Below are 24,985 nucleotides of genomic sequence, written 5' to 3'. Positions count from 1 at the left end.
CGGCTCACCCGACGCCAGCGCACCCGACACCGCCGCACACGAATCAGCCGCACCATCGACGTCGACCAGCACGAACCGGCCCGGGTTCTCCGACTCGGCGGAACGCACCAGGCCCCACACGGCGGCGTGCGCCAGGTCGGTCACCGGCTCGTCCGTACCGGCGGCCACGGCGCCCGAGGTCACGACCACCAGGCGGGCGTCCGCGAACCGCTCGTCGTTCAGCCACGCCTGGACCAGCTCCAGCGCCTCGGCCGTGGCCCGGCGTACGGCAGCGGGATCGCCCTCGCCCTCAGGCGCGACGGTGACCAGCACATCGTCGGGCATGGTGGCGGCACCGGAGGCGACCGCCGTGGCCAGCGCGTCCAGGTCCGCATAGGTGTCGAAGGGCTGCGCCAGGCCAAGCCCATCGGACCCCAGCAGCGCGCACTGTCCCGCCGCGCCCGCGCCCGACACCTCGGCCCAGTCGAGCCGGTACAGCGATTCCTGGCGCCCGCCGCGCGCGCCGCGTATCTGCTCGAAGGCCACCGGCCGCAGCACCAGCGAATCCACCGACAGCACGGCACGACCCGCACCATCGGCCACCGCCAACGCCACCGCGTCCGTACCAGCGGCCGACAGGCGCACCCGCAGCACCGACGCACCCACCGCGTGCAACGACACACCCGACCACGAGAACGGCAACCGCGCCCCGTCCTCACCATCGATCAGGCCACCCAGACCCACCGCATGCAGCGCCGAGTCCAGCAACGCCGGATGCAGACCGAACGCACCCGCCTGGGCCCGCGCGTCCTCCGGCAGCTCCAGCTCGGCGTAGACGTCATCGCCCAGCCGCCACGCGGAGGTCAGCCCGCGGAACACCGGACCGTAGGCGAGCCCGGCGTCCGCCAGTCCCTCGTACACGCCGTCGACGGGCAGCGCCTCCGCGCCCGCCGGGGGCCATACGCCCAGGTCGAAGGAGGCGGACGGCGCGCCGGAACCCAGCACGCCCGAGGCGTGGCGCTCCCACACCTCGTCCACGGCCGCGTCCTCGGACCGCGAGTACACCGTCAGCGAGCGCCGCCCCGACGCGTCGGGGGCGCCCACGGACAGCTGCAGCTGGACCCTGCCCGCCTCGGGAAGCACCAGCGGCGCCTCCAGGGTCAGCTCCTCCAGCAGATCGCATCCCACCTGGTCACCGGCGCGCACGGCCAGTTCCACGAACGCGGTCCCGGGCAGCAGCACCGAGCCGGCCACCGTGTGGTCCGCCAGCCACGGGTGGGTGTCGAGGGCGAGGCGGCCGGTGTAGAGGAAGCCGTCGGTGTCGGCGAGCGCCACCGCGGCGCCCAGCAGGGGGTGGTCGGCGGCGCCGAGCCCGGCGGACGCCACGTCGCCCATCGGGTAGCCGGCGTCCAGCCAGTAGGTTCCGCGCTGGAAGGCGTACAGCGGCAGGTCGGTGCGCGTGGTGTCCGTACCGGCGAACACCGCGTTCCAGTCGGGTGAGACGCCGCGTACGTGGGTCCGCGCGAGGGCGGTGGCCAGGCCGCGGACCTCCGGGCGGCCGGTGCGCAGCGCGGAGACAAGGGTGGCGTCGTCACGGGTCAGGCAGTCCTGTGCCATGGCGGTGAGGACGCCGTCCGGGCCCAGTTCCACGAAGGTCGTGACGTTACGGTCCTCCAGCGCGCGCACGCCGTCGAGGAAGCGCACGGCCTCGCGGACGTGGCGCACCCAGAAGTCGGGGCTGGTGATCTCGTCGGCGGAGACCACGGCACCGGTCAGGTTGGACACGATGGGGATCGTCGGGGCCTCGTACGTCAGCCCCTGGGCGACCTCGCGGAACGCGTCCAGCATCCCGTCCATGCGCGGCGAGTGGAAGGCGTGGCTGACCGTGAGCCGCTTGGTCTTGCGGCCCTTGGTCTCGAAGACCGCCGCGATCTCGACGGCGGCGTCCTCATCGCCCGCGATGACCACCGACGTGGGTCCGTTCACTGCGGCGATGCTGACGCGCTCGGTGAGCAGCGGCAGCACCTCGTCCTCGGCGGCCTGGACGGCGATCATCGCGCCGCCGGCCGGAAGCTCCTGCATCAGACGGCCACGCGCGGCCACCAACCGGCAGGCGTCGGCCAGTGAGAGCACACCGGCCACATGCGCGGCGGCCAGCTCACCGATGGAGTGGCCGGACAGGAAGTCCGGACGCAGACCCCACGCCTCGACCAGCCGGAACAACGCCACCTCGACCGCGAACAGCGCGGGCTGGGTGTAGCCGGTCCGGTCCAGCACCGAGGCGTCGTCCCCGAACAGGACGTCGCGCAGCGGCCGCTCCAGATGGGCGTCCAGCTCGGCGCACACCTCGTCCAGGGCCCGCGCGAACACCGGGTACGCCTCGTACAGCTCGCGGCCCATCCCGAGGCGCTGGCTGCCCTGCCCCGTGAACAGGAACGCCACCTTGCCGCCCGCCACCTTGCCGTCGAACAGCCCGGGCGCGGGCTCCTCGCGGGTCAGCGCGTCGAGGGCGCGTACCAGGCCGTCACGGTCGTCGGCGACGATCGCCGCGCGGTGCTCGAAGGCCGCCCGGCCCGTGGCCAGGGAGAACGCGGCGTCGGCGAGCGGGAGTCCGGGGTGGCCGTCCAGGTGGGCGCGGAGGTTCGCGGCCTGGGCGCGCAGCGCGGTCCGGGTCTTGGCCGCGACGGTCCACAGCGGCAGCGCGGCGGCGGGGCTGCCGATTTCGGTGGTCTGCGGCTCCTCGGTGGCGGAGGCGGCCGGGTCGGGCGCCTGCTCCAGGATGGTGTGGGCGTTGGTGCCGCTGATGCCGAACGAGGACACGGCGGCGCGGCGCGGCTGTCCGGTGTCGGGCCAGGCGCGGGTCTCGGTGAGCAGCGATACGGCTCCGGCGGACCAGTCGACGTTGGGGGTGGGCTGGTCGACGTGCAGGGTCTGCGGGAGGACGCCGTGGCGCATCGCCATGACCATCTTGATGATGCCCGCGACACCGGCGGCGGCCTGGGTGTGGCCGATGTTGGACTTCACCGACCCCAGCCACAGCGGCTGTTCGTCGCTGTGGCTGCGTCCGTAGGTGGCGAGCAGCGCCTGCGCCTCGATGGGGTCGCCCAGCGTGGTCCCCGTACCGTGCGCCTCGACGACATCGATCTGTCCGGCGGAGAGCCGGGCCCCGGACAGGGCCTGGCGGATGACGCGCTGCTGCGAGGGGCCGTTGGGGGCGGTGAGGCCGCTGCTGGCGCCGTCCTGGTTGATGGCGCTGCCACGGACGAGGGCGAGCACCTGGTGGCCGTTGGCGCGGGCGTCGGACAGCCGCTCCAGCAGCAGCATGCCCGCGCCCTCGCCCCAGCCGGTGCCGTCGGCGGCCGCCGCGAACGACTTGCAGCGGCCGTCGGTGGCCAGCCCGCGCTGGCGGCTGAACTCGGTGAACGTGCCGGGGGTGGCCATGACCGTGACACCGCCGGCCAGCGCCAGCGAGCACTCCCCCCGGCGCAGGGCCTGCGCGGCGAAGTGCAGCGCGACCAGCGACGACGAGCACGCCGTGTCGATGGTGACGGCCGGGCCCTCCAGGCCGAACGTGTAGGCGACGCGGCCGGAGGCGATGGAGCCGGAGCTGCCGTTGCCGAGGAAGCCCTCGACGTCCTCGGGCGCCGAGAACAGCCGGGACGCGTAGTCGTGGTACATCACGCCCGCGAACACACCGGTCCGGCTGCCCTGGAGCGTGGTCGGGTCGATGCCCGCGCGCTCGAACGCCTCCCACGAGGTCTCCAGCAGCAGCCGCTGCTGCGGGTCCATGGCGAGGGCTTCCCTCGGCGAGATGCCGAAGAACTCCGGGTCGAAGTCGGCGGCGTCGTGCAGGAAGCCGCCCTCGCGGACGTACGGCTCGCGGCCGCTGTCCGGCTCGGGGTCGAAGAGGACGTCGGCGCCCCAGCCGCGGTCGGTGGGGTACGGCGTGGCCGCGTCACCGCCGCGCGCGACCAGCTCCCACAGCTCCTCGGGCGTCCGCACCCCGCCCGGGTAGCGGCAGCTCATCGCCACGATGGCGATGGGCTCCTGCTCGCGCTCCTCGACCTCGCGCAGCCGTCGCCGCGCCTCGCGCAGGTCGGTGGTGGCCCGCTTGAGGTAGTCGAGGTACTTCTCTTCGTTCGCCGTCGCCATTACGCCGTCCCCGCGGTGCTGAGATGAGTCGATGCGCTCTTGTGGAGCAGGTCAGGAGAGCCCGAGCTCGTCGTCGAGGAGATCGAAGATCTCGTCTGCTGTCGCGGACTGGATTTCACGGTCGTGTGCGGTGCTGTCCGTAGCACTGTGCGTTTCATTCCACTTCGACAGGAGGTCGCGCAGGCGGGTGGTGATGCCGGGGCTCTCGACGTCGTCGGGGGCGATCGTGGCGAGGATCGCTTCCAGCTTGTCGAGTTCCGCGTGCACGGGCTGGTGTGCGGCCGTGGTGTCCAGGCCGAGTTCCTCGCGCAGATACCCGGCGAGGGCGGTGGGCGTCGGGTAGTCGAAGATCAGCGTGACGGGCAGCCGCAGTCCGGCGGCGGCACCCAGTCGGTTGCGCAGATCCACGGCGGTGAGCGAGTCGAAGCCCAGGTCGAGGAAGCCGCGCCCGGCGTCGACGTCGTCGGGGGTGGCGTGTCCGAGGACGGCCGCCACATGGGTCCGTACGAGGTCCAGCAGTTCGCGGTCGCGTTCGGTGGCCGAGAGCCCTGCCAGCCGCTCGGTGAGCGACCCGGAGTCGGCCACCGATCCGGCCGCCGTCCCGGCGGCACCGGCGGCTCCGGTGTCCGCGGAGCGCCGTACGGGGGTACGGACCAGGCCGCGCAGCAGCGGCGGCAGCAGCCCGGCGGCGGCCTGGCCGCGCAGGGCGGCGGTGTCGATGCGGATGGGGACGAACACCGCGGCGCCGGCATCGCCACCCGAGAGCGTGTCCGTCACGTCGAACAGGGCCAGGCCCTCGTCCTGCGGCAGCGCCTCGTAGCCGCCGCGCGAGATGCGGCTCACGTCGGTGGACTCCAGGCTGCCCGCCATGCCGTCGGCCGCCGCCCACAGGCCCCAGGCCAGCGACGACGCGGGCAGGCCCCGCGCGGCACGGGCTTGCGCGAGCGCGTCCAGGAAGGTGTTCGCCGCAGCGTAGTTGCCCTGCCCCGAGCTGCCGAAGGCCCCGGCGGCGGAGGAGAAGAGCACGAACGCGGACAGGTCCAGCTCGCGGGTCAGCTCGTGCAGATGCCAGGCGGCGTCCACCTTGGGGCGCAGCACCGCGTCGACGCGCTCGCCGGTCAGCGAGCTGATCACACCGTCGTCCAGGACGCCCGCGGTGTGCACCACGGCGGTGAGCGGGTGTTCGGCGGGGATCGCGGAGAGGACGGTGGCCAGGGCGTCCCGGTCGGCTGTGTCGCAGGCCGCCCAGGTCGCCGTGGCGCCCAACGCGCCCAGCTCGGCGGCCAGTTCGGCCGCGCCGGGGGCGTCGCCGCCGCGCCTGCCGAGCAGCAGCAGATGCCGTACGCCGCGCTCGGCGACCAGGTGGCGGGCGAACAGCCCGCCCAGGGCGCCGCTCGCTCCGCTGAGCAGCACGGTGCCGTTCGGGTCGCCGAAGCCTGCCACCGCCGGGGTGTCCGGGTCGGCCGGGACGCGGGCGAGCCGGTAGGCGTGTGCGGTGCCGGAGCGCAGCGCGAGCTGCGGTTCGTCGGTGGCGAGCGCCGTCGGCAGCGCCCGCTGGGAGGCGTCGGTGCCGTCGACGTCGACCAGGACGAACCGGCCAGGGTTCTCCGACTGGGCGGACTTGACCAGGCCCCACACGGTGGTGTGGGTCAGGTCGGCGATGTCCTCGCCGGGGCGTGCCGCGACCGTGCCGCGGGTCACGAACACCAGGCGGGTGTCGGCGAACCGCTGGTCGGCCAGCCACTTCTGGACGAGGTCCAGGGCGTTCCGGGCGGCGGCCTTGGCCGCTTCCGGCAGCGGCCCTCCCCCACCGGTGAGCGGGACGAGCACCACGTCGGGCGCGGTGCCGTCGAGGGCGTCGGTGAGCGCCGTCAAGTGCGGGTAGTCGTCCAGGCGCTCCCCCGCGGCCGTGAAGGCGGCGTCGGCGCCGAGGGTCACCCAGCGTTCGCCGACCGGGACACCGGCGGCGGACGCGGGGACGGGCAGGGCCGTCCACTCCGGGCGGAGCAGCGCCTCGTGGTACGCGGCGCGCGAGGCGTTGACCTGGTCGGCCGACAGCGGGCGCAGCACCAGCCCGTCGATGGTGGCGACGGGGGCGCCGGTGCCGTCCGCGAGGTGCAGCGCCACCCCTTCGGCGGCCGGGCGCAGCCGTACCCGCAGCGACGCGGCACCCCCGGCGTACAGCCGTACGCCGGTCCAGGCGAACGGCAGCCGCGCGCCTTCGGTCTCCGCGCCGTCCGGCGTGTCGAGGCCGAGGGTGTGCAGGGCGGCGTCCAGCAGGGCGGGATGCACCCCGTACGAGGCGGCCTCGGGCTCGTGGCCCCGGGGCAGCCGGATATCGGCGAACAGCTCGTCGTCGCGCCGCCAGGCGCCGTGCAGGCCCTGGAAGACGGGGCCGTAACCGAGCCCGGCGGCGGCCGCGTGCTCGTAGAACGCGTCGGTTTCGAGGGCGGTCGCGTCGGCCGGCGGCCAGATGGCGAGATCGGCCCGGTCGGCCTGGTCAGCGGTCCCGGACGACGGGGTGAGGAAGCCGGTGGCGTGCCGGGTCCACGGCTCGTCGGCGGGGACGTCCTCCCGGCGGGAGTGCAGGGTCAGTCGGCGCCGCCCGCTCTCGTCGCCCGCCGCCAGCTCCAGCCGCAGCTGCACGGCGCCCTGTTCGGGCACGACCAGCGGCGCCTGGAGGGTCAGCTCCTCGACCGTGTCGCAGCCCGCTTCCTCACCGGCCCGCAGGGCCAGCTCGACGAAGGCCGTGCCGGGCAGCAGGACGGTGTCCATGACGGCGTGGTCGGCCAGCCAGGGGTGGGTCGGCAGCGACAGCCGCCCGGTGAACACGAAGCCACCGGTGTCGGGGAGTTCCACCGCCGCGCCCAGCAGCGGGTGGCCCGCCGTGCCGAGACCGGCGGAGGCCACGTCCTCGGCGGAGATGCCCACGTCCAGCCAGTAGCGCTGCCGCTGGAAGGGGTACGTCGGCAGCTCGACGCGGCGGGCGCCGCGCCCTGCGTAGACGGCCGCCCAGTCCAGGGCCACCCCGCGCACATGGAGCCGCGCGAGGGCGGTGGCCAGTGCCTGGGCCTCGGGTCGGCCGCCCCGCAGGGCGGGGACGAACGCCGCCTGGACGTCGTCGCTCTCGGTCTCGGTCTCGGCGAGGCAGTTCTCGCCCATCGCGGACAGCACCCCGTCGGGGCCGAGTTCCACGAAGGTGGTCACGCCGTTGTCGCGCAGGGTGCGCACACCGTCGACGAAGCGGACGGACTCGCGGACGTGGCGGACCCAGAAGTCCGGCAACCGGATCTCGTCGGCCGTGGCCACGGTGCCGGTGAGACAGGAGACCAGCGGGATCGTCGGGGCGTGGAGCGTCAGGCCCTCGGCGACCTTGCGGAAGTCCGCGAGCATGGCGTCCATGAGCGGCGAGTGGAAGGCGTGGCTGACCGTGAGCCGCTTGGTCTTGACGCCCTGGGCCTCGAAGCCCGCCGCGATGGCGACCGCCGCGTCCTCATCGCCCGCGATCACGACCGACGTCGGGCCGTTGAGGGCGGCGATGCTGACGCGCTCGGTGAGCTGCGGCGCCACCTCGTCCTCGGCGGCCTGGATGGCGATCATCGCGCCACCGGCCGGAAGCTCCTGCATCAGACGGCCACGCGCCGCCACCAGCTTCGCCGCGTCCGCGAGCGTGAGCACACCCGCCACATGCGCGGCGGCCAGCTCACCGATCGAGTGGCCGGAGAGGAAGTCCGGGCGCAGACCCCACGCCTCGACCAGCCGGAACAGCGCCACCTCGACCGCGAACAGCGCGGGCTGGGTGAAGCCGGTCCGGTCCAGCGCCTGGGCGTCGTCCCCGAACAGCACCGTCTTCAGGGGTCGTTCGAGGTGCGGGTCCAGCGCGTCGCACACCTCGTCCAGGGCCTGCGCGAACACCGGGAACGTCGCGTACAGCTCGCGGCCCATGCCGAGCCGCTGGCTGCCCTGCCCCGTGAACAGGAATGCCACCTTGCCGCCGTCGGCGGCGACCCCGCGCAGCTCCGCCGCCGGGTGCTCGCCGCGCGCCACCGCGTCCAGCGCGCCCAGCACCTCGTCGTGGCCGTCGGCGACCAGCGCGACGCGGTGTTCGAGGGCGGCGCGGGTGGTCGCGAGGGAGAAGCCGAGGTCCGTGAGGTCGGTCCCGGCGGCGATCCGCGAGCGCAGCCGCCGCGCCTGGGCGCGCAGGGCGTCCTCGCCGCGCGCCGAGAGCAGTACGGGGACGTACGGCAGTGCCTCGGTGTCCGCCGGGGCGCCGCTCGCCTCGCGCGCGGGGGCGGGCGGCTGCTCGATGATGGCGTGCGCGTTGGTGCCGCTGATGCCGAACGACGACACGGCGGCACGGCGCGGGCGGCCGGTCTCCGGCCACGTCCGCTGTTCGGTGAGCAGCGACACCGCGCCCGCCGACCAGTCGACGTGCGGCGACGGCTCGTCCACATGCAGGGTGCGCGGCAGCACACCGTGCCGCATGGACAGCACCATCTTGATGACACCGGCGACACCGGAGGCGGCCTGGGTGTGGCCCAGGTTGGACTTGACGGAGCCCAGCCACAGCGGTCGTTCCGCGTCCCGCTCGCGACCGTAGGTGGCGAGCAGCGCCTGCGCCTCGATCGGGTCGCCCAGCGTCGTCCCGGTGCCGTGCGCCTCGACGACGTCGACCTCGCCGGTGCCCAGGCGGGCGTTGGCGAGGGCCTGCCGGATGACGCGCTGCTGCGACGGGCCGTTGGGCGCCGTCAGACCGTTGCTCGCACCGTCCTGGTTGACGGCGCTGCCGCGCAGGATGGCCAGCACCTCGTGGCCGTGTCGACGGGCGTCCGACAGCCGCTCCAGCAGCAGCATGCCCGCGCCCTCGCCCCAGCCGGTGCCGTCGGCGGCGGCGGCGAAGGACTTGCAGCGGCCGTCCCTGGCCAGCCCGCGCTGGCGGCTGAAGTCGATGAACGTGCCCGGGGTGAACATCACCGTGACACCACCGGCCAGCGCCAGCGAGCATTCGCCGTTGCGCAGCGCCTGCGCGGCCAGGTGCAGCGCCACCAGCGACGACGAGCAGGCCGTGTCGACCGTGACGGCCGGGCCCTCCAGGCCGAAGGTGTACGCGACGCGTCCGGAGACCACGCTGCTGGAGCTGCCGGTGCCGAGGTAGCCCTCGACGCCGTCGGGCACGGCGTGCAGCCGGGATCCGTAGTCGTGGTACATGACGCCCGCGAACACACCGGTCCGGCTGCCGCGCACGGACGACGGGTCGATGCCCGCCCGCTCGAACGCCTCCCAGGTGGTCTCCAGCAGCAACCGCTGCTGCGGATCCATCGCCAGGGCCTCGCGCGGCGAGATTCCGAAGAACGCCGGGTCGAACTCGGCGGCGTCGTGCAGGAATCCGCCGTCGCGGGCGTACGAGGTGCCCGGGGTCTCCGGGTCCGGGTCGTACAGGGCGTCGAGGTCCCAGCCACGGTTGTCCGGGAAGCGCGTGATGCCGTCCTCACCCGCGGCGAGCAGCTGCCACAGCTCCTCGGGGGTGGTGACCCCGCCGGGGTAGCGGCAGCTCATCGCGACGATCGCGATCGGGTCGTCGTCGCTGGCGGCGGCGGCCGCCATCGGCACCGGCGTGTGCACCTCCGCCGTGTCCTCGCCCACCAGCTCGGTCCGCAGATGGCGGGCCAGCACCTGCGGGTCCGGATAGTCGAAGATGAGCGTCGCGGGCAGCCGCAGCCCGGTCACGGAGTTGAGCTGATTACGCAGCTCAACGGCCGTCAGCGAGTCGAAGCCCAGATCCTTGAACGCCCGACCGGTGCCAATGGTGTCCGCACCCGCGTAGCCGAGCACGGTCGCCACCTGCGCACGGACCAGGTCCAGCAGCAGCCGCTCCTGCTCCGCCACGCTCAGCCCGGCCAGCCGACCGGCCGGCCCGGCATCGCCACCGGCCGCGGCCGCGTCCACCGCGCGCCGCGCCGGGATACGCACCAGGCCACGGAAGAGGGGCGAGATCGCGGACTGGTTGCGCAGCGCCGCGAGGTCCACCCGCATCGGCACCAGCGAGGGCGCGTCCATGGTCAGCGCGGTGTCGAGCAGAGCGAGGCCGTCCGCCACCGGCAGCGGCGGAAGCCCGGCCCGCCGCATGCGGTTGATGTCCGCTTCATCCAGGGTGGTGCCCATACCGGCCCCGGACCACAGGCCCCACGCCAGCGAGGTGGCGGGCAGGCCCTGGGCCGTACGGGCTTGCGCGAGCGCGTCCAGGAAGGCATTGGCGGCGGCGTAGTTGCCCTGCCCAGGGCCACCGAAGACACCGGAGGAGGACGAGAACAGGACGAAGGCCGCGAGGTCGAGGTCCGCCGTCAGCTGGTGGAGATTCCAGGCCGCGTCCACCTTCGGGCGCATGACGTGGTCGACGCGCTCGGCCGTCAGCGAGCCGATCACACCGTCATCCAGCACACCCGCCGTGTGGACGACGGCCGTCAGCGGGTGCTCGGCGGGGACGGTGGCCAGGGCCGAGGCGAGCGCGTCCCGGTCCGCCACATCACACGCCGCCCAGTGCACCTGAGCACCCAACCCGGCGAGTTCTGCACCGAGTTCGGCGGCACCCGGCGCCTGATCGCCACGGCGGCTCACCAGCAGCAGATGCCGTACGCCACGCTCCGCCACCAGGTGACGCGCCACCAGCCCGCCCAGCGAACCGGACGCACCGGTCACCAACACCGTGCCCTCGGGGTCCAGGCCAGGGACGGTCTCCGCCTCCGGCTCCACGGGCACCCGCGACAGCCGTGGCGTCGACACCACACCCGCGCGGATCGCGAGCTGCGGCTCGCCCGAGGCCACGGCGGCGGGCAGCGCATGCGCCGACGCGTCCCGGCCGTCCACGTCCGCCAGGACGAAACGGCCCGGGTTCTCCGACTGCGCCGAGCGCAGCAGACCCCATACGGCCGCACCGGCCGGGTCCGCCACCGGCTCACCGGCGTCGGCGGCCACCGCGCCACGGGTCACGACCACCAGCGGGGCGTCGCCGAACCGCTCCTCGTCCAGCCACTGCTGGACGGCGGCAAGCGCCTCGGCGGCGGCCCGGTGCGCGCCCGCGGCCACGTCGTCGCCGTCCGCGCTCGTGGCCGGCGTCACGACGACGTACTCGGGCGACGGAGCCGTGCCCGAGGCGACCGCCTCGGCCAGCGTCGCGAGGTCCGCGTACGCCATGCCACCGAGGCCCAGCGCGTCCGTGCCCAGGACGGCCCAGTGGCCGTCGGCGGGGGCGTCCGTCAGGGCCACGGGCCCGGACGCGGTCCACTCCAGGCGGAACAGCGACTCGTGGTAGGCCGTGCGCGCGCTCCGCAGCTGTTCGGCCGAGACCGGGCGCAGCCCCAGCGTCTCGACGGCGCCCACCGGCGCACCGGTGGTGTCGGCGATCTCCAGCCGCACCCCGTCGTTGCCCGCGGGCACCAGGTGGACGCGCAGCGCCGAGGCGCCGCTCGCGTACAGCGACACTCCGGTCCAGGCGAACGGCAGCCGCCCCTCGCCGCCTGTGTTGCCCAGGCCGTCGAGCCCGATGGCGTGCAGGGCGGAGTCCAGCAGCGCCGGGTGCAGGCCGAACGCGGCGGCCTCCTCGGCGACGTCCTCGGGCAGCGCCACCTCGGCGAACACCTCGCCGCTGCGCTGCCACGCCCTGCGCAGCCCCCGGAACGCCGGGCCGTACGCGAAACCGATGGCCAGCAGACCCTCGTAGCGGCCGTCGAGGTCGATCTCGGTGGCATCGGCGGGCGGCCACGCGCCCAGCTCGAACATCGCCTCCGGGCGACCGCCCGACGCCAGGACACCGGTCGCGTGCCGCGTCCACGGCTCCTCGGCGGGCAGGCTCTCCACGCGCGAGTGCAGCGTCAGCGGACGGCGGCCCAGCTCGTCGGCCGCGCCCACCGAGAGCCGCAGCTGTACGCCGCCCTGCTCGGGCAGGACCAGCGGCGCTTCGAGGGTCAGCTCCTCGAGGTAGTCGCAACCGACCTGGTCACCGGCGCGGATCGCCAGCTCCACGAACGCGGTGCCCGGCAGCAGCACGCTGTCCAGGATCGTGTGGCCCGCGAGCCAGGGGTGGGTGGACAGCGCCAGCCGGCCGGTGAACAACATCCCGTCCGAGTCGGGCAGTTCGGCGCTCGCGCCGAGCAGCGGGTGCGCGGCCTCGCCCAGACCCACCGCGGCCACGTCGCCGAGGAACAGCGACGACACCTTCGGCCAGTAGCGCTGCCGCTGGAAGGCGTACGTCGGCAGCTCGACCTGCGCGGCGCCCGTACCGGCGTAGAACGCCTCCCAGTCCACCGCCACGCCACGGACATGCGCCCGCGCGACGGCCGACAGCAGCGCCTCGGCCTCGGGACGGTCCTTGCGGCAGACGGACGCGAACGCGGCGTCGTGGCCGGTCACGCACTCCTGGGCCATGGCGGTGAGCACACCGTCGGGGCCCAGCTCGACGTAGGTGGTGACGCCTTGGGCTTCGAGGGCCCGTACGCCGTCCAGGAAGCGGACCGCTTCGCGGACGTGGCGCACCCAGAAGTCCGGGCTGGTGATCTCCTCGGCGGAGACCAGCTCACCGGTGAGGTTGGAGACGATCGGGATGCGAGGCGCCTCGTACGACAGCCCCTGCGCCACCTCCCGGAACGCCTCCAGCATCCCGTCCATGCGCGGCGAGTGGAACGCGTGGCTGACCGCGAGCCGCTTGGTCTTGACGCCCTGCGCCTCGAAACCAGCCGCGATCTCCAGAGCCGCATCCTCATCACCCGCGATCACGACCGACGTCGGGCCGTTGAGGGCGGCGATGCTGACGCGCTCGGTGAGGAGCGGCGCCACCTCGTCCTCGGCTGCCTGGATGGCGATCATCGCGCCACCGGCCGGAAGCTCCTGCATCAGACGGCCACGCGCGGCCACGAGCGTGCACGCGTCCGCGAGCGAGAGCACACCCGCCACATGGGCGGCGGCCAGCTCACCGATGGAGTGGCCCGAGAGGAAGTCCGGACGCAGACCCCACGTCTCGACCAGGCGGAACAGCGCCACCTCGACCGCGAACAACGCGGGCTGGGTGAACCCCGTCCGGTCCAGCACCGAGGCGTCATCCCCGAACAGGACGTCCCGCAGCGGCCGTTCCAAGTGCGCGTCGAAGTGGGCGCACACCTCGTCCAGCGCGTCCGCGAACACCGGATACGCCTCGTACAGCCCACGGCCCATCCCCAGCCGCTGGCTGCCCTGGCCCGTGAACAGGAACGCCACCTTGCCACCGGCCACCGAACCCTCGGCCAGACCCGGTGCCGTGTTGCCGTCGGCGAGCGCGTCCAGGGCGGTCAGCAGCCCGGCGCGGTCGTCGGCGACCAGTGCGGCCCGCTCCTCGAACGCCGTACGCCGCGTGGCGAGCGTGAACGCCACGTCGGACACGTCCAGCTCGGGGCGGGAGTCGAGGTGTGCGCGCAGCTGAGCGGCCTGGGCGCGCAGCGCCTCGGGGGTCTTGGCCGACAGCAGCCAGGCGGCGGGGCCGTTGACCTGCGCAGGCTTCTCGGCTTCCCGGGCTTCCTCGGCTTCGATCGCCGGGGCCTGCTCGATGATGGTGTGGGCGTTGGTGCCGCTGATGCCGAACGAGGACACCGCGGCGCGGCGCGGACGGCCGTTCTCGGGCCACTCCCGCGCCTCGGTCAGCAGCGCGACGGCGCCCGCCGACCAGTCGACCTCGGGCGTGGGCTCGTCCACGTTGAGGGTCTGCGGCAGCATGCCGTGCTGCAGCGCCAGCACCATCTTCATCACGCCCGCCACACCGGCGGCGGCCTGCGTGTGACCGAAGTTGGACTTGATGGAGCCCAGCCACAGCGGCTGGTCCGCGTCGCGGTCCCGGCCGTACGTGGCGAGCAGCGCCTGCGCCTCGATCGGGTCGCCCAGCCGGGTGCCCGTACCGTGCGCCTCGACGGCGTCGACCTCGGCGGCGGAGAGACCCGCCCCGGCCAGCGCCTGCCGGATGACGCGCTGCTGCGACGGGCCGTTCGGCGCGGTCAGGCCATTGCTCGCGCCGTCCTGGTTGATGGCCGAACCGCGGACGACGGCGAGCACCGGGTGCCCGTTGCGCCGCGCGTCGGACAGCCGCTCCACGAGCAGCATGCCCACGCCCTCGCCCCAGCCGGTGCCATCCGCACCGGCCGCGAACGCCTTGATCCGGCCGTCCGCCGCAAGCCCACGCTGACGGCTGAAGTCCACGAACGAACCCGGCGTCGACATCACCGTCACACCACCGGCCAACGCCAACGAGCACTCACCCGCACGCAACGCCTGAATCGCCCAGTGCAACGCCACCAGCGACGACGAACACGCCGTGTCCACCGTCACCGCCGGACCCTCGAGCCCCAGCGCGTACGACACCCGACCGGACATCACACTGGCCGCGTTGCCCGTCCCCATGAAGCCTTCCGACCCGTCGGGGGCGGACAGGATCACGGGCAGGTAGTCCTGGCCGTTCGTACCGGCGAACACGCCGACCTGCCGGCCGCGCAGCGTCGTCGGGTCGATGCCCGCCCGCTCGAAGGCTTCCCACGAGGTCTCCAGCAGCAACCGCTGCTGCGGGTCCATCGCCAGGGCCTCGCGCGGCGAGATCCCGAAGAAGACGGGGTCGAACTCGGCGGCGTCCGCGAGGAATCCTCCCTCGCGCACATAGCTGGTGTTCTCGGCACCCTGCTCCGGGTCGTACAGCGACTCGACGTCCCAGCCACGGTCGGCCGGGAAGTCCGTCACCGCGTCCTGCCCGGACGCGAGCAGCCGCCACAGCTCCTCGGGGGTGCGGACACCGCCCGGGAAGCGGCAGCTCATGCCGACGATCGCGATCGGGTCGTCGTCGACGGCCACGCCCACGGACGACGCGTCGGTGACGGCCGGGCGTGAGCCGAGGAGTTCGGCCTGGAGGTGGTCGGCGAGGGCGAGCGGGGTCGGGTAGTCGAAGATGAGGGTGGCGGGCAGCTTGAGCCCGGTGAGGGTGCCGAGCAGGTTGCGGATTTCGACGGCGGTGAGCGAGTCGAAGCCGAGGTCCCGGAAGGCGCGGCTGGGTTCCACCGAGTCCGGCCCGGGGTGGCCGAGGACGACGGCCACCTGGGTGCGGACGAAGTCCAGGGTGAGCTGGTCGCGTTCCTCGCCGGTCGCGGCGCCGGCCAGCTGCCTGGCCAGCGACGACGGGTCGCCGGGGGTGGCCGCGGCGGGGGCCCCGGCGGCGCGGGCGGCGTCGAGGGCGCGGCGGGCGTCGGGGAGGTCGACGATCAGGGGGTTGGGGCGGTTGGCGGTGAGACCGGGCGCGAAGCGGTCCCAGTCGATGTCCACGACGAGGGAGAAGGACTCGTCGAGGTCGAGCGTGGCGCCGAGGGCGGTGGTCGCGGCCTCGGGGGCGAGGGCGGGCAGCCCGGACTGCCGGAGGCGTTCGGCGACGAGTTCGTCGGTGGCCATGCCGCCCTCGGCCCAGGCGCCCCAGGCGACGGAGGTGGCGGGCAGGCCCTCGGCGCGGCGCTGTTCGGCGAGCGCGTCGAGGTAGGCGTTGGCGGCCGCGTAGTTGGCCTGGCCGGCGGCGCCGAAGGTGGCGGCCATGGAGGAGAACAGCACGAAGGCGGACAGGTCGTGCCCACGGGTCAGCTCGTCCAGGTGGCGTGCCGCGTCGGCCTTGGCGCGCAGTACGTCGGCCATCCGCGCCGGGGTCTGGGCGTCGAGTACGCCGTCGTCGAGCACCCCGGCGGCGTGGACGACGGTGGTCAGCGGGTGTTCCGCCGGTACGGTCGCGAGGAGCGCGGCGAGGCCGTCGCGGTCGGCGACGTCGCAGGCGGCGATGGTCACCTCGGCGCCCTGGGCGGTGAGTTCGTTGGCCAGTTCGGCCGCGCCGGGGGCGTCGGGGCCGCGGCGCCCGGCGAGCAGCACGTGGTCGGTGCCGTGGGCGACCAGCCAGCGGGCGACGTGTGCGCCGAGGGCGCCGGTGCCGCCGGTGATCAGCGCGGTGCCGTGGGTGGTCCAGCCGTCGCCGGTGGTCTCGTGCCGCGGTGCGCGGGCGAGCCTGCGGGCGTGGATGCCCTGCGGGCGGATCGCGAGGTGGTCCTCGTCGCGGAGCGCGTCGGGTCCGGCGAGGATGTCGGCGAGCCGGGCGAGGGCGCGGTCGTCGGCGGTCTCGGGGAGGTCGATCGACCCGGCCCAGCGGTCGGGCTGTTCGAGGGCGACGGTGCGGCCGAGGCCCCAGATCTGGGCCTGGAGGGCGCTGGTGAGCCGGTCGGAGCGGCTGACGGAGACGGCGCCGCGGGTGGCGGACCACAGGGGGGCGTCCGTACCGGCGTCGCCGAGGGCCTGGACGAGGGCGAGGGTGCCCGCGAGTCCGGCGGTGAGCGCGGGGTGCGCGGTGTGGGGGCGCTCGTCGAGGCCGAGGAGGGACAGCACGCCGTCGATGCCCGCCGCGTCGCCCGGGTCCAGGGTGGCGCGGAGCTGTGCGGTGACCGTGGCGCGGTCGTCGGTGGTGCCGTCGACGATGAGGTGGCGGACGCGTATGCCGCGTTCGGCCAGGGCCCGCAGCGGTCCCGCGACCCAGGGGTGGTGGGCGTGTGCGGCGGGGGTGGCGACGAGCCAGGTGCCGGTGAGCGGCGTGGCCGGATACGGCGGCAGCGGCTTCCAGGTGGTGCGGTAGCGGGAGCCGTTGACGGTGGTGTCGACGTGGTGGCGGTGGCGCCACGCGGACAGCGCGGGCAGCACCTCGCTGAGCGGCTGGTCGCCGTCGAGCCCGAGGGTGTCGACGAGGGCGGCCAGGTCCTCGCTGTGGACGACCTCCCAGAACCGGGCGTCGGCGAGGGCCGGTGCGCTCGTCGCGGTGGCGGATTCGTCCCCGTACGAGAAGGGGTTGGCGGGCCAGTAGCGCTGGCGCTGGAAGGCGTAGGTGGGCAGGTCGACGCGGCGGGCGCCGGTGCCCGCGTAGTAGGTGTTCCAGTCGACGGGCACGCCGCGGACGTGGGCGTGGGCGAGCGCCTGGTGGACGGTGCGGGTCTCGGGGCGGCCGGGGCGCAGGGCGGGCAGGAACGCGAACGTCCTGGTCCTGCCCTCGGTGACGCACTCCTGGGCCATGGCCGAGAGCACGCCGTCGGGGCCGAGTTCGACGAAGGTGGTCACGCCGAGGTCTTCCAGGCGGCGCACGCCGTCGAGGAAGCGGACGGCCTCGCGGACGTGGCGGACCCAGAACTCGGGCGTGGTGATCTCCTCGGCGCTCACCAGGTCGCCGGTGAGGTTGGAGACGATGGGGATCTGCGGGGCCTCGTAGGTGAGGCGCTGGGCGACCTGGCGGAAGTTGTCCAGCATCGCGTCCATGTGCGGGGAGTGGAACGCGTGGCTGACGTTGAGCCGCTTGGTCTTACGGCCCCGCTCCTGGAGCGACGCCGCGATGGCGACCGCCGCGTCCTCGTCGCCCGCGATGACGACCGACGTCGGGCCGTTCACGGCGGCGATGCTCACGCGGTCGGTGAGCAGCGGCAGCACCTCGTCCTCGGCGGCCTGGACGGCGATCATCGCGCCGCCGCCGGGGAGTTGCTGCATCAGCTGGCTGCGCGCGGCGACCAGGGCGGACGCGTGGGTGAGGGACAGCACCCCGGCCACGTGGGCGGCGGCGATCTCGCCGATGGAGTGGCCGGACAGGAAGTCGGGCAGCAGGCCCCAGGATTCGACGAGGCGGAACAGTGCCACCTCGACGGCGAACAGGGCGGGCTGGGTGTAGCCGGTCCGGTCCAGCGCCGTGGCGTCGTCACCGAACAGCACGTCCTTCAGCGGCCGGTCGAGGAAGCGGTCGAGCTGGGCGCAGACCGCGTCCAGCGCCTCGGCGAACACCGGGTGGCCGTCGTACAGTTCGCGGCCCATGCCGAGCCGCTGGCTGCCCTGGCCGGTGAAGAGGAACGCGATGTTGCCTTCGACGGCCAGGCCCTCGGTGACCTCGGGGTGGTGGCGGCCTTCGGCGAGCGCGGCGAGGCCCGCGAGGAGTTCGTCCCGGTCGGCGGCGGCGACCACGGCGCGGCGGTCGAGGGCGGCGCGGGTGAGGGCCTGCGAGTAGCCGACGTCGGCGATCCGGTGGCCGGGGTGCGCGGTGAGGTGGGCGTGCAGCTGGGCGGCCTGGGCGCGCAGCGCGTCCTGGTCCTTGCCGGACAGTGCGACGGGCGTCAGCGTGTCCCGGGCTGCCACGGGCTCGGCCACGAGGTCCGTGGGGGCGGCCGGGGCGGGGGCCTCCTCCAGGATGGTGTGCACGTTGGTGCCGCTCATGCCGAACGACGACACGCCCGCGCGGCGCGGCTCGGCGGCCTCGGGGTCGTGCGGCCACGCGCGGGTGGCGGTGAGCAGTTCGACGTCCCCGGCGGTCCAGTCGACGTGCGGGGTGGGCTCGGTGAGGTGGAGGGTCTTGGGCAGCGCCCCGTGGCGCATGGCCATGACCATCTTGATGACGCCGCCGACACCGGCGCCCGCCTGGGCGTGGCCGATGTTGGACTTGATGGAGCCGATCAGCAGCGGCTTGCCCGGGGGCCGGTCCTGGCCGTAGGTGGCGAGCAGCGCCTGCGCCTCGATCGGGTCGCCCAGGGCGGTGCCGGTGCCGTGGGCCTCGACGGCGTCGACCTGGTCGGGGGAGAGCCGGGCGTTGGCGAGCGCCTGGAGGATGACGCGCTGCTGCGAGGGCCCGTTGGGGGAGGTGAGGCCGTTGCTGGCGCCGTCCTGGTTGACGGCGGAGCCGCGGACGACGGCGAGGACCGGGTGGCCCTTGCGCTGGGCGTCCGACAGCCGCTCGACGAGGAGGATGCCGACGCCCTCGCCGAGGCAGAAGCCGTCGGCTTCCGGCGCGAACGGCTTGGAGCGGCCGTCGAGGGCCAGTCCGCGCATCTTGCTGTAGTCGACGAAGACGCCGGGCGCGCACATCAGGGTCGCGCCGCCGGCGAGCGCGAGCGAGCATTCGCCCTGCCGCAGCGCCTGGACGGCGAGGTGGAGCGCCACCAGCGAGGAGGAGCAGGCGGTGTCGACGGTGACCGCCGGGCCCTCGAAGCCGAAGGTGTACGAGAGGCGGCCGGAGGCGACGCTCGCGGCGTTGCCGGTGCCGAAGTAGCCCTCGAAGTTCTCGTTGGAGCTGAGGATCGCCCCGAGGTAGTCGTGATTGCTGGTGCCGACGAAGACGCCGACCTGCTTGCCGCGCGCCGAAAGCGGGTCGATTCCGGCCCGCTCGAAGGCTTCCCAGGAAGTTTCCAGCAGCATGCGCTGCTGGGGGTCCATGCCGAGCGCTTCACGGGGGCTGATGCCGAAGAGCGACGGGTCGAAATCGGCGATTCCGTCGACGAATCCGCCCTCGTGCACATAACTGGTGCCGGGGTGGTCCGGGTCCGGGTGGTACATCCTGTCGACATTCCACCCGCGGTCCACGGGGAAGTCGCTGACCGCGTCGACGCCTTCGCTGACGATGCGCCACAGGTCCTCGGGCGACCGGACGCCTCCGGGATAACGGCAGCCGATCCCCACGATGGCGATGGGGTCGTGGTTCTTCGCCTCGGCCTCTTGCAGGCGGAGGCGAGTCTGATGCAGATCCGCCGTTACCAGCTTGAGGTAGTCCCGCAGCGTCTCTTCATTCGCCATTTACGCAATCCATTTACGGCAGACGGCATCGGAAATGCTCCACAGATCCTCAACAGGGGAGCCGGTAACCAACAACCAATTAGTCGACTTCTCCACGAGAGGCTATGTCCGCGTTAACCCTTCCGACAACCCCTAGCTGCCCCCTACGACCCCCTGGTGACCCAGGGGCCCGATAGGGGGCAGCCGGTATTGGAGAACTCTATTCAAGGGTGGGGAAAATCCTGTCCGACATCGGATACGACGTCAATAGCAGAATTCGCTTCACGCCCTTCCGAGTCCCTTGTTGATGAATGCGAACAGCTCTTCGTCACTGGCCGCCTGGAGCTGATCGGCGTCGGCCGCGCCCTGCGCGAGGGCTTCGGACGGGGCCGGGGCGGGCTCGGCCGGGGCGGCGGTGTCGTCCGACTCGTTCCACTTCGCCAGCAGCGACTGGAGGCGCATCGTGATGCGCGCCCGGGTGATGTTGTCGGGCGCGCTGCCCGCGAGCACGGTCTCCAGCTTGTCGAGTTCTTCGAGCACCGGGGCGCCGGTGGCCGCCGCGTCGGGCGCGATCTCGGCCCGCATGTGGGCGGCCACGGCGGCCGGGGTCGGGTGGTCGAAGATCAGGGTCGGCGGCAGCTTGAGGCCGCTGGCCGCGCCCAGCCGGTTGCGGAGTTCGACGGCGGTGAGCGAGTCGAATCCCAGGTCCTTGAACGCCCGGCCCGCCTCGATCGCCTCGGCCCCGGAGTGTCCCAGCACGGCGGCGACCGCGCTCCGCACCAGCTCCAGCAGCACCCGCTCCCGTTCGGTCTCGGGCAGTGTCGCCAGCTGACCGGCCAGCGCCTCCCCCGCTGCGGTGTCCCCCGCGGCGTCGGCCCGCGCCTCCTCGACGACCTCGCGGGCCTCGGGCAGTTCGTCGAGCAGCGGACGCGGCCGGTCGGCGGTGAAGGCGAGGGTGAAGCGGCGCCAGTCCATGTCGATGACGGTGAGCGCCGTCTCGTCCCGGTCCAGGGCGTGCTGGAGTGCAGCGGTGGCCGGTGCGGGCGCCATCTCGTTGATGCCGTGGCGGCGCATCCGGTCACCGGTGGCGCCGTCCACCGTGCCGCCGTCGCCCCACGGGCCCCAGGACACGGTGGTGGCGGGCAGCCCGTCCGCGCGGCGCTGCTCGGCGAAGGCGTGCAGGAACGCGTTGCCGGGCGCCTGGTTGCCCTGGCCCGGTGCGCCGAACGTCGCGGAGAAGTGCGAGAACAGCACGAAAGCGGTCAGGTCCAGCTCCCGCGTCAGCTCGTGCAGATGGCGTGTGGCGTCCACCTTGAGCCGCAGTACCCGCTCGACCTGGTCCGGGGTCAGCCCCTCGATCACCCCGTCCTCGATGACGGCGGCGGTGTGCATGACGGCCGAAAGCGGCTGGTCGGCAGGGATGGCGGCGAGGGTTTCGGCGAGCGCCGTCCGGTCGGTCACATCGCACGCGGCGAGGGTGACCTTGGCGCCGAGCCCGGTCAGTTCGGCCTCCAGCTCCACCGCGCCGGGGGCGTCCGCGCCCCGGCGGCTCGCCAGCACCAGGTGTTCGGCGCCACTACGGGCCAGCCAGCGGGCGACCTCCGCGCCGAGGCGTCCCGTACCGCCGGTGACCAGCGTGGTGCCGGACGGCTTCCAGGACCGTACGGGGGGCGTGTCGGCGAGCGGAGCGCGCACCAGGCGCGGCCCGAAGACGCCCGCCTCGCGGATCGCGACCTGGTCCTCGTCGTGGTCGGCGGCGAGGACGCCCATGAGCCGGGACAGCGCCTGCTCGTCGGGCGCCTGGGGCAGGTCGACCAGACCGCCCCAGCGCTCCAGGTGCTCCAGCGCGGCCACCCGGCCCAGGCCCCACACGAGGGCCTGTTCGGGGCGCTCCGGCCGGTCGCCGTCGCCGGTGGAGACCGCGCCCCGCGTCAGGCACCACAGCGGGGCGCCGATTCCGGCGTCGCCGAGCGCCTGGATCAGCGCGAGCTGGGCGGCGGCTCCGGCGGGCAGGGAGGGGTGCCCGGGATGGGCGTCCCCGGCCGGGGGCAGCAGCGACAGCACCCCGGCGAAGTCCCCGCCGGCCTCGGTGTGCGCGGTGCGCAGCCACGCGGCCAGCTGCTCACGGCCGTCCCGGCCGGGGTCCGCCACGATCTGCTGGACGTCGGCGCCGCGCCCGGTCAGCGCACCGGTCACGGCTGCCGTCCACGCGTCGTCGGTGCCGGCCGCGACGACGAGCCAGCGCCCGTCGGGGCGCGCGGACCGCGCCTCGGCGAGCGGTCGCCACGTCACGCGGTAGCGCCAGTTATTCACGGTGGACTGCTCGCGGGCCTTCTTGCGCCAGGACGCGAGGGCGGGCAGGACGGCGCTCATCGGCTGGTCGCCGTCGACGGTCAGCTCGGCGGCCAGGGCCTGCCAGTCCTCGGCCTCCACCGCCGCCCAGAACGTCGCCTCCACGGCGTCGTGCCGGGTCTCCCCCGCCGCGCGCCCCGGCCCGGCCTCGGGCCAGTAGCGCTGGTGCTGGAAGGCGTACGTGGGCAGCTCGACCCGGCGGGCTCCGGTGCCGTCGAACACCGCGTGCCAGTCCACGGCGACACCGCGCGACCACGCCTCGCCGACGGAGGCCCAGAAGCGGTCGAGGCCGCCCTCGTCGCGGCGCAGCGAACCGATCGCGGCCGCGTCCACCCCGGTGTCCTCGGCGGTCTCCTGCACGGCCATCGTCAGCACCGGATGGGCGCTGGACTCGATGAACACGCCGAAGCCCTCGTCCAGCAGACGCCGGACGGCGCCTTCGAGTTCGACGGTGCGGCGCAGGTTGGTGAACCAGTACTCGGCGTCCAGCTCCGGGCCCTCGGCCCACTCCCCCGTCACCGTCGACAGGAACGGCACCTGTGCGGTCCTGGGCTGTACGGGGGCCAGCAGCGTGAGGAGTTCATCGCGCAACAGCTCGACCTGCGCGGAGTGCGAGGCGTAGTCCACCGGCACCCGGCGCGCCCGGACCCCGTCCGCCTCGCAGGACGCCAGCAGCTCCTCCAGCGCGGCGGGTTCGCCCGAGACCACCACGGCCGAGGGCCCGTTGACGGCGGCCACGGAGATGCGCTCCTCGCCCCACGCCGCGATCCGCTCCCGTACGTCGGACACCGGCAGGGCCACCGACACCATGCCGCCCCGGCCCGCCAGCACCCGGCCGATCGCCTGGCTGCGCAGCGCCACCACACGGGCGGCGTCCCGCAGCGACAGGGCGCCCGCCACACACGCGGCGGCGATCTCGCCCTGCGAGTGGCCGACCACGGCGGCCGGTTCGACGCCGAGCGAGCGCCACACCTCCGCCAGGGACACCATCACCGCGAACAGCGCCGGCTGGACCACATCCACCCGGTCCAGCGACGGCGCCCCGTCCACCCCGCGCAACACGTCGACCAGCGACCAGTCGGTGAACTCCGCGAGCGCGGCGGCGCACTCCTCGATGCGGGCGGCGAACACCGGCGAGGCGTCCATGAGCCCCACGCCCATCCGCACCCACTGCGACCCCTGGCCGGGGAAGACGAACGCCGTCTGCCCCGCGACCACGGAGCCCCGCTCCACGCCCGCCGCCATGCCGCCGTCGGCGAGGGCGGTGAGCCCCGCCACCAGTTCGTCGCGGTCCCGGCCCTGCACCACGCCGCGTACGTCCAGCGCGGAGCGGGTCGTGGCCAGCGACAGGCCCACGTCCACCAGGCGCAACGCCGGTTCGTCGTGGAAGCGGTCCAGCAGCCGCCGGGCCTGGGCGCGCAGCGCGGCCTCGCTCTTGCCGGACACCACCCACGGCACCACGCCCGGCTGCTTCGACACCAGCTCGGCGGGCTCCCGCTCCTCGGCGGGCGCCTGCTCGATGATGGTGTGCGCGTTGGTGCCGCTGAAGCCGAACGAGGAGATGCCCGCGCGGCGCGGGCGGCCCGTATCGGGCCACGGCGTGGCCGACGTGACCAGCGAGACCGCGCCCGAGGACCAGTCGATGTGCGGGGAGGGCTCGGCGATGTGCAGCGACTCCGGCACCACACCGTGCCGCATGGCCAGCACCATCTTCATCACGCCCGCGATGCCCGCGGCGCCCTGGGTGTGGCCGATGTTGGACTTCACCGACCCGAGCAGCAGCGGCAGTTCGCCGGGGCGGTCCGCGCCGTAGGTGGCGAGCAGCGCCTGCGCCTCGATCGGATCGCCCAGCGACGTCCCCGTGCCGTGCGCCTCGACCACGTCCACATCGGCGCCGGACAGCCGCGCGTTGGCCAGCGCCTGCTGGATGACGCGCCGCTGGGACGGGCCGTTGGGCGCCGTCAGCCCGTTGGACGCGCCGTCCTGGTTGACGGCGGAACCACGGACGACCGCGAGCACCTGGTGGCCGTGCCGACGCGCGTCCGACAGCCGCTCCAGCAGCAGGACGCCCACGCCCTCGGCCGGGCCGAAGCCGTCGGCGTCGGCCGAGAACGCCTTGCAGCGGCCGTCCCGGGACAGCCCGCGCTGACGGCTGAACTCGATGAACAGACCGGGCGTGGACATCACGTGGACGCCGCCCGCCAGCGCGAGCGAGCACTCGTCGAGCCGCAGCGACTGCACGGCCAGGTGCAGCGCCACCAGCGACGCCGAGCAGGCCGTGTCCACGGTGACGGCCGGGCCCTCCAGCCCGAAGGCGTAGCTGAGACGGCCGGAGACGACACTGCTCGCGTTGCCCGTGCCCAGGTGCCCGCCGAAGTCGTCGTCGGCGTCGAGCGCCACCGTCAGATAGTCGGAGGCGTTCATGCCCGCGAACACACCGGTACGGCTGCCGCGCAGGGTGGCCGGGTCGATGCCCGCCCGCTCGAACGCCTCCCACGACGTCTCCAGCAGCAGCCGCTGCTGCGGGTCCATCGCCATCGCCTCGCGCGGCGAGATGCCGAAGAACGCCGCGTCGAACCGGGTGGCGTCGGTGAGGAATCCGCCCTCGCGGGTGTACGTGGTGTCGGGGGTGTCCGGGTCCGGGTCGAACAGGTTCCGCAGGTCCCAGCCCCGGTCGGCCGGGAACGCCGTCTGCGCCTCGCCACCGGAGGCCATGAGCTGCCACAGCTCCTCGGGCGTGTGGACACCGCCGGGGAAGCGGCAGCTCATGCCCACGATCGCGATGGGCTCATGGGCCTGTTCGTCGACCTCCTGCAGACGCCGATGGGCGGCGGTGAGGTCGGTGGTGACCTTCTTCAGATATTCGCGGAGCTTGGCTTCGTTCGCAGTCGCCATGGACGTTCAC

3 protein-coding genes are annotated in these 24,985 nt (G+C 74.0%); all 3 read right to left on the bottom strand.

Features of this window, described 5'->3' with window-relative positions; translation table 11 throughout:
* Positions 1-4,131 (bottom strand): type I polyketide synthase (locus ABZ562_RS06830; RefSeq protein WP_361474962.1); only part of this gene is annotated, 4,131 nt, incomplete at its 3' end.
* 51 nt (positions 4,132-4,182) lie between these two features.
* The gene (locus tag ABZ562_RS06825) at positions 4,183-19,749 is read right to left on the bottom strand and encodes a type I polyketide synthase (RefSeq protein ID WP_361474960.1); all 15,567 of its coding nucleotides are present in this window, start codon (positions 19,747-19,749) and stop codon (positions 4,183-4,185) included.
* A gap of 261 nt (positions 19,750-20,010) precedes the next feature.
* The gene (locus ABZ562_RS06820) at positions 20,011-24,975 is read right to left on the bottom strand and encodes a type I polyketide synthase (RefSeq protein WP_361474958.1); all 4,965 of its coding nucleotides are present in this window, start codon (positions 24,973-24,975) and stop codon (positions 20,011-20,013) included.
* Positions 24,976-24,985 lie beyond the last annotated feature (10 nt).

Origin of the sequence: Streptomyces sp. NPDC019937 (assembly GCF_040631655.1) — a bacterium.
In the GTDB taxonomy this organism is placed as follows: Bacteria; Actinomycetota; Actinomycetes; order Streptomycetales; family Streptomycetaceae; genus Streptomyces.
This window is presented reverse-complemented; position numbering and strand designations above follow the sequence as displayed.

What these genes read in the sequence shown, in the direction of transcription:
- ABZ562_RS06820 (WP_361474958.1), bottom strand. Translation starts at nt 24,975, where the DNA reads ATGGCGACTGCGAACGAAGCCAAGCTCCGCGAATATCTGAAGAAGGTC.
- ABZ562_RS06825 (WP_361474960.1), bottom strand. Translation starts at nt 19,749, where the DNA reads ATGGCGAATGAAGAGACGCTGCGGGACTACCTCAAGCTGGTAACGGCG.